The sequence below is a fragment of the Microcoleus sp. B5-D4 genome (genome assembly GCF_036705145.1).
Classification (GTDB): Bacteria; Cyanobacteriota; Cyanobacteriia; order Cyanobacteriales; family Microcoleaceae; genus Microcoleus.
This window is the reverse complement of sequence record NZ_JAUBTV010000089.1, coordinates 20284-28452: the sequence shown is the minus strand read 5'-3', so window position 1 is coordinate 28452 and position 8169 is coordinate 20284. Positions and strand designations below refer to the sequence as shown.

Genomic DNA, 8169 nt, shown 5'->3' with positions numbered 1-8169 from the left:
CAAGCCCCCGGATTCATCTCGCGCAAGTCAATTCTAAAATCTAAAATCTAAAATCTAAAATCGCGCAATCGATTGACCGAAAGCATCCAGGATACAAGCCCCCGGATTCATCTCGCGCAAGTCAATTCTAAAATCTAAAATCTAAAATCTAAAATCGCGCAATCGATTGACTCAGCCAGTGATGGGTCAAGGGTACAGGGGGAAACAACCGACTCGCACTAAATTCCTTCCCTTAAAACTTGCACCACAAATCCGCTTAACGAGGCATATATTCGGTTAAGGTGCTTTTTGTACGTCTAAAGTTAGATTTGTGGGGCAACTCCCGCCAATAATTAAAAACTTATGCTGGAAAAGGCATTAACCGCCCGTAGGCTGAATCTAAGGGCGATTTTGTCCTGGTTCGGGTTATTGTGTTTGATAAAATCAGAAGTTATCCTTGCTTTAGCTGAATAACTAAGTAGGTAGAGGGATATATAATGACAACCAACAACATTATTTTGAGTTACTTAGGCCCGCGAGAAATTGAGGTCAATAGACCCACTGTCTTAGTTGGCACTTTTGACAAAAATCTAGTGGCAGCGATTTCAGCAACAGAAGGCTCCAATGCCCTGAATGTAGGGAGAAATCTCTCTAGAGGCATTTGGAACATCAGTTTAGAAAAAGGATTCGATAGCGCCGGAACTCGCACACTGCAGGTGAGGGCAAGCGATAAGACCGGCAAAGTTATCGGCCAACAAACAATTAACATCAAAGTTAATCCTGCTTCTCAATCACCCGCTCAGTTTTTTACGTTAATTACTCTCAGAGATACCGCATTCAAAGTCGGAACACTGCCCGCAAGCAATCTTAACAACCTGCAAAAAGCGGAAATAGCAGCCGGTAAAATTTATCAAATTAGGGACTACGAGTTAGAAGATGGACATCTGAATGTTCAACTAAATAATCCAATTCCTCCGGTGGGAACCTCTGGCTTTTTCTACGAAAAACACGTACTTATAACCAAAGGCGCAAAAATTCTCATATTCGATCGCGCCGAGTTGCCGACCCCGCCGCCTGGAATGCAGTTACTGTGGGTGATAAAAAAGACCTGGTTAAAGTTCACCCCCGCAGATTCTGGAACTTTAGGCCAAACTCAGAAATTACAATTTAACCCAGGAGAAACTTTCAATCTTCTCGGCTACGCAAGCGTGGAAAACCATTTCCGAGTCGCTTTTGCTCGGGCAGTTCCTAACTTAGGAACTTCGGGATTTCTGTACTGGCTGCACGTCCAAATTTTGCGAGACGGGAGGGGAATTGAGTATGATAGAAATGCAGTTACGATGACAATCATCAAAACAACTGTGTTTAAAAAGCGCCCGGTAAATGCGGCTAGCCTGCCACCCGAAGAAAAAATTACCTTGCCGGCGGGAATGATTTACGGAATTGCCGGATTCTTGATCGAACAAAGCCACATTAAAGTCTCGCTGACCGAAAATTTGCCGCAATTTGGCAATACAGGTTTCATTTATCCCGATTTTGTGCAATTCAGCCGCGGTGGCAAATCTTTTAATCCCGCTGTGAATTTAACTTATCAAGGGCCGTCAGAAGTTTTAGTAAATCAGCCGATCGTCCTTCGGGGTACTTTTGACCGAGAAAAAACAGCAAAAATTGAGGTGATAGCTGAGGATAAATTTCCCCTAAGCGTCACGCTAAACCAAGAGGCCAGCACTTGGCAAGTTAATTTGTCTAAAGGATTTAGCATAGCTGGATCTCGGTGGCTCAGGTTGCGGGCAACTGACAGCAAAGGCAACGTTACTGGCAGCCAAATAATTTACATTGCCGTAACTTCCGATCCGCTAACTGTCGGACGAGGTTTGACTTTAAAGATACTTTCTGACACTTTGTTTAAGGTAGCTCCCCTTGATTCTTCCCGGCTCAACAATCAGCAAAAAGTTGTTGTCAAAGCAGGCCAGACTTTGACGGTTAGCAAATACGGATTTATTGACGGGCATCTCAAGGTGGTTGTGGATTCAGCAATTTCGCCGATCGGCACTTTTGGCTATTTTTCTGAACCCGACGTTCAGTTGGCAAAAGGTACTCAAATCCTAAAATTTAACCTGGCTGACGTACCGAATAGCAACGTCAGCGCTCAACTTTTGGTAACTCAAACAACTCTGATTAAAGCTAAACCCGAAGATTCATCGAAACTGCCTGCAGATCAAATGGCTGACCTACTTTTAGGCACTACCTATGCCATTACTGGTTATGCCTGCATTTTGGGACATTTCCGAGTAACTCTCGCCGAATCTATTCCCGGTTTCGGCAATATCGGATTTATTTATTGGCAGGACGTTAAAATTAAAAAAGACGGCAAAGAAGTTCCCTTTGACCCGGATGCTTTGACGATGACAATTCTGCAAGCAACTGTGTTTAAAAAACGGCCGGTAGATGCTGCTAGCCTGAGCAGTACCGAGAAAACTACGTTGCCTTTAGGTCGAGTTTACGGCGTCAACAGCTACGGTGCGGAAGGATCTCACCTGAAAGTTTCCCTGACTGAAGAACTGCCGAATTTTGGCAATACAGGTTATGTTTTTCCTAGTTTTGTTCAGTTCAAGCGGGGAGATAAAATTTTCGATCCGGTTCCGAACAATGTGGAATTGAACGTGCCGTATTTTTCGCAGCGGGACAATCCGCGTTTTGACTGGTCTACTTGCAACGTAACTTCGATCGCCATGGTGCTTTATTATTACGGCCTTCGTTCTAAGTGGGGCGGACAGTTGGAGGATGAGTTGTTGCAGTGGTGTTTCGATTATGCAGGCCAGGGTTCTCAAACGGATCACAGTGTGCTTTCGGCGCTGATTCAAGCCTACGAGTTTAAGACGAGTTTTAGTACGACTCGCACATGGGCCCAGGTGCGATCGGAATTGCTGAATCGGCGGCCAGTAGTTTTAGCAGGAGATTTTACGGCGGCCGGTCACATTCTTACTGTAATTGGCTACAATTCTCAGGGTTATATCGTGCAAGATCCTTGGGGAAATGCACTCACTGGTTACAGCGATACTGAGGGGAGAAAGTTGATGTATCCCTACAGTTATGTCAATCAAGTTGCGGGGCCAGATGGGAATGTTTGGGCGCATTTTATCTCTCCATAATCTACTCTACTGTTGGCAATTTGTGAGGCACTACGCCTATTAGTAAGGTGTGCATAACAGCTATTCTTAAGGTACTTAGGAATGAGAATTAAATAACTTAGAATGCGTGATGGTTCTTGTGGGATGGGCGTCCCGCCCGTCCAGAAAGGGCGGGCTAAGAGTGCCCAACCCCCTACTCCCCACTTTCAAGAGTGTAAATTATTTAATTCGCGATCCTTAATGCACACCCAACCTAACTTAGGAAATCTTGCACTTAATTTTTCGTTTTGCTGCACCAATGGCTAGAATCCCAAATCCGGCTAAAGTACCGAAGATAGTAGCAGGTTCTGGTACTGGTTCAGCAGAGCCTTGTTCAAATGAGCCTTGAATAGCGATCGCATCGTTAGCGCACTCCGCCAAAAAGTTAGCAATATAGTTCCCCGAAGGCATTGAGGATTTATTGAAACTGAATCCAATTGTTTGAGAACCTACTGCATTAAACTGAGCGAAATTAAGACCGAGGACGCTCAAAGTCGCTGGTGTTAAAAAAATGATTTCTCCTACTTTTGTACCAGTAGCTATTGAGTTGAGAATAGTCGAGTTTCCTGTTTGTTCAAAGTAGGGGTCAGTGGCAGATAAATCTCCCATAGACGGGGTTCCGCCTTGAGATGCAACTACCGTATTGAATTGATTTAAATTGCTAAAGCCAGAGTTGATTTGGGTGACGTTTTTAGCGGTAACGTTACTGTAAACGCCTGTTGTCGCCACGCCGGAGTCATTTCCTTCGGCAAAGCGGATACCAAACAAGCTGGCGTTTGCGTTAGCTGTATTGAAGTTTTGACCGGAAAAATTGAAGAATAAATCGCCGTAGTTGATGTTGCCTCTTTGAGCTAGTGGGTCGGCATATCCTGCTAAACTTAGATTAGAGTTGATGGCGATGAAAGCTGTATCTGATGTTTCTTTGATGGCGATGCCGTAAAATTCAAAATCGCCGCCGCCGATTTGGGGCCCTGTCACGCCGTCGTTGAAGGAATCGATCGCATAATTCCAGCCGTTAGATAGCGTTGCTGCTGTAGCTTTTTGTTGCTGTAGTGCGAAAAGGGCACAGAAAATAGCCACTGAGTAAGTCCAGTGGATGCTGCTTTTAGCAATGGATTTCATAAAATGCTCCCTGGGAATCCTTGTTAAATTGTCCAGTCTGATCGATCGACTGTTTTTAATTGTTAGTAAATCATACCTTCGGGCCGAATTTCTTAAAGTTTTGCTAAAGGTTTGGTCGGGCAATTGCATCATATTAAATAGATGGCTTAAAACACCCAACCAATGCCAGTAACTAAATATAGCAATCCTCGCATCACTTGTAAAAATATGTAGGGGTAGTGCTAAGAGTGCCTACCCCACCCAAGGCGGGGCAACCACGGGGGGTTTGCCCCTACAAGAATTACACAACTTACTTAGGATTGCTATACAGGACTTACGCAGGCACAGTATTATAGTGGGGCTGCATAATTCCTGTAGGTGCAAATAAACCAACTACTGGGTTTAGGCGGTTGAGTGCAGCAATAAACTGTCTGCGAGTCAATATCCAGGCTATACCGGCCCCTACAAGATATTATTATTTTTTCCTGCCGATCGACTGAATTGATTTTTTATCAATTACCAATTAATTTTGACAAAAGTGGGCGTGATGTTGTAGATACTGATGCCGGATTGTATTAATATTTCGATGGTGTGATTAATAATTTTCATACATTGTCTTTCATTTCCAGCCCTGTTCAATATACCTCTCCAATAATTATTGTGGAACAGGCATCCTGCCTGTTCAAGACAGGCTTTGCTGGAGATGTCTAATAATTATAATTACGTTGGTTGGGAGGACTTCATTCCTCCAACTCCTCCAATGCCGATCGCGCCCAACAATTTTACTGATTTTACCCTAAGCGTTCAACCCAACAGGCTCTCAATTGAGCGTCAAAACTGTGAATCAGCACTTTTTCTCTAAGTGCCGCACAAAGCGAGAATTGGATAGTCAAAAAAAATCATACGGCAACAGCGATCGCACGTTTTTAGAACACCCAATCAACTTCCTGCCCTACATCCGCTGCAGGCATCGTGGGTTCCTTCTAACTCGGCCGGTGGTTTCTGCACTCTTATGCGCTGCATAAATCAATCAAATTTTTAAATGCTGTTAATATATCGCCGACAGTTCGTTGACAATCTTGACTCTCCCCTTAATCACAGAACGCAGCAGGCGGTTGATCGAATGTCTGTATTCATCGTCGAGAGAGTCGTCCAAAACAGCGGCCATCAAGCCGTAGCGATCGGCTAAAGTCAAACAACCCGTATCGCTAACAGAGGCAAGCATTTCGGAAATAGCGCCGGGGATAAGTTGAACTAAAAACATGAGACGTTCCCTGAATTCGATGCTTATATCATCTCTCGTTCTTGGAAAATCAAGAGTGACGCTGGCATAGCACACAACGTGATGTTTTGAGGCAAACTGTGTGACAGCGACCGCTCTAATGTTGTGACGATCTCGTTCAAAGTCTGCGATCGCAGTCACAAAATTAATCTTAGATATTCCAATTTCCCCCTCTCCCCTCCTAAATCTAAAGATTTAGAGAGATTTTTTGGTTTTGGGGGTCTCTTTACCCATTTCCCATGTATAAAACGCATCGGCCTTATGCGAAATATTCATAAAACTCAATATTTTGTAAAAATAGATACGAATATTTACAATCGTGGGCTTTACATTAGCTCATAACAAAGGTGCATCGAAACAGAGCGATCGACCGAATCATCGGTAGCAACTATAACCATAAATAGTTAGGCGACGTTCGAGCCAGCGCCCAGTCAAGCTCAAGCTTACAGAAGACCAACCATGCTTAAAAGAAATTCGTTCTAGTAACTAAATATACAGTTTTAAATCCATACACTCACTAAGGTTAGCAGGAAACACACACTTTATGCTCCAAGTCAATACCTCCCCACACAAGCCAGCAGCGAGGGTAAACCGATGACCCAAACAGTAGAACCCAAAGCCCAAGCGAGCCTGAACAAGTTTGAAAAACTCAAAGCCGAAAAAGATGGCTTAGCATTAACAGCCGAACTCGACCACTTCGCCGCAATCGGCTGGGAAGCAATGGACGAAATCGATCGCGAGCACCGCCTCAAATGGCTCGGCATCTTCTTTCGGCCAGTAACTCCCGGCAAATTCATGATGCGGCTGCGCTTGCCCAACGGCATCATTACTAGCAATCAAACCAGAACGCTAGCAGAAATCGTCCAACGCTACGGCGACGACGGCAGCGCCGACATCACCACCAGACAAAACCTGCAATTGCGCGGAATTCGCATCGAAGACGTACCCGACATCTTCCGCCGCCTCAAAGAAGCGGGCATGACCAGCATCCAGTCTGGCATGGACAACGTGCGTAACATCACGGGTTCCCCAGTCGCGGGCTTGGACGCCGACGAACTGATAGATACGCGGGAACTGGCGAACCAAGTCCAAGACATGATTACGAACAACGGCGAAGGCAACCCCGCGTTTTCAAATTTGCCGAGAAAGTTTAATATTGCGATCGCAGGCTGCCGCGACAACTCAGTCCACGCAGAAATCAACGACATCGCCTTCGTACCCGCTTACAAAGACGGCAACATCGGCTTTAACGTTTTAGTCGGGGGTTTCTTCTCCGCCAAACGCTGCGACGCTGCAATTCCTCTCAACGCATGGGCAAGTCCCAGCGACGTTGTAGATTTGTGCAGATCAATTTTAACTGTGTTTCGCGATCAAGGCCCAAGAGCAAACCGCCAAAAATCGCGGCTGATGTGGCTGATTGACGAACTCGGAATCGAAAAATTCCGAGCCGAAGTCGAACAAGAATTAGGGCGCACTTTGCCCGCCGCCGCGCCCAAAGATGAAATCACCTGGGACAAACGCGACCACATCGGCATCTACCCCCAAAAACAATCAGGGCTCAACTATGTAGGGCTGCACGTTCCCGTCGGACGGCTGCAGGCATCGGATTTGTTCGATTTGGCCAGAATTGCCGAGGTTTACGGCAGCGGCGAGCTCAGGCTCACTGTGGAAGAAAACGTGATTATTCCCAACGTTCCCGACTCGCGGATTGAATCGCTGGTCAAAGAACCGCTGTTGCAGCGTTTTTCGATCAACCCCGCACCGCTGACACGAGCCTTGGTTTCCTGCACCGGCGCCAAGTTCTGCAACTTCGCCCTCATCGAAACCAAAAGCCGATCCGTGGCAATGATTGAGGAACTCGAAGCCGAACTTTCAGTACCCAAACCTGTCAGAATTCACTGGACGGGTTGCCCCAATTCCTGCGGTCAACCCCAGGTAGCAGACATTGGTTTGATGGGCACAAAAGTTCGCAAGAACGGCAAAACCCTCGAAGGTGTAGACATTTACATGGGAGGCACAGTCGGAAAAGACGCTCATTTGGGTGCTTGCGTCCAAAAAGGCATCCCTTGCGAAGACCTCAAACCGCTGCTGCATCAATTGTTAGTCGAGCAGTTTGGGGCAGTTCCCAAACAGACTACAGGGGATGTAGCTTTGCTGAACCGGCAACTGCAATTGACGGTTGAGGAAGGCGAAACAGCAGTCTCGGCAGCCAAACCTCAGACATCTACTGTCATTTTCGCTCGATCGGGCAAAGAAGTTGCTTGCAGCGAAGATGAGTTCATTCTCGATGTTGCCGAACGGGCCGGGGTCGAACTTGACAGCAATTGCCGGTCGGGAAGCTGTGGCACTTGCCAGCAGAAACTCCTAGAAGGTCAAACAGTCTACGACAGCAAACCAGACGCGGCGGCAGACTTAGAACCAGGGTTCATTTTAACTTGCAGCGCGCGGGCGATCGGCAAAGTGACGATCGACGCCTAATCTGACATTGGGAAATGCGATCGGGACACACAAAATCATGTCATTTCACAGTTAACAGTCAACAGTTAACAGTCAACAGTCAACAATCATTCCGGTGCAACCGGAATCAATCTCACATCTCACATTTCCACCATCTCAAAGTACAACAACAATTCAAGA

4 protein-coding genes and 1 pseudogene are annotated in these 8169 nt (G+C 46.1%); 3 read left to right on the top strand and 2 right to left on the bottom strand.

The features are described 5' to 3' along the window. The first annotated feature begins 476 nt into the window (after positions 1–476). Positions 477–3131: a C39 family peptidase gene (locus tag QUB10_RS28390; RefSeq protein ID WP_333206575.1), complete on the top strand. Its 2655-nt coding sequence runs from the start codon at positions 477–479 to the stop codon at positions 3129–3131. Between the two features lie 237 nt (positions 3132–3368). Here the strand turns inward: QUB10_RS28390 and QUB10_RS28385 are convergent, their stop codons facing one another. Next, complete coding sequence (locus QUB10_RS28385) at positions 3369–4271, bottom strand: PEP-CTERM sorting domain-containing protein (protein ID WP_333206574.1); 903 nt, start codon at positions 4269–4271, stop codon at positions 3369–3371. A 1027-nt stretch (positions 4272–5298) separates the two neighbouring features. Continuing rightward, on the bottom strand, positions 5299–5514 hold the full coding sequence (locus tag QUB10_RS28380) for a hypothetical protein (protein ID WP_333156213.1): 216 nt from the start codon (positions 5512–5514) through the stop codon (positions 5299–5301). 612 nt (positions 5515–6126) lie between these two features. On the opposite strand from QUB10_RS28380, the pseudogene QUB10_RS28375 reads away from it, so the two are divergent. Beyond that, positions 6127–7662 (top strand): annotated as a pseudogene (locus tag QUB10_RS28375) (ferredoxin--nitrite reductase); the annotation flags it as partial. Between the two features lie 21 nt (positions 7663–7683). After that, on the top strand, positions 7684–8010 hold the full coding sequence (locus tag QUB10_RS28370; protein ID WP_333206576.1) for a 2Fe-2S iron-sulfur cluster-binding protein: 327 nt from the start codon (positions 7684–7686) through the stop codon (positions 8008–8010). Positions 8011–8169 lie beyond the last annotated feature (159 nt).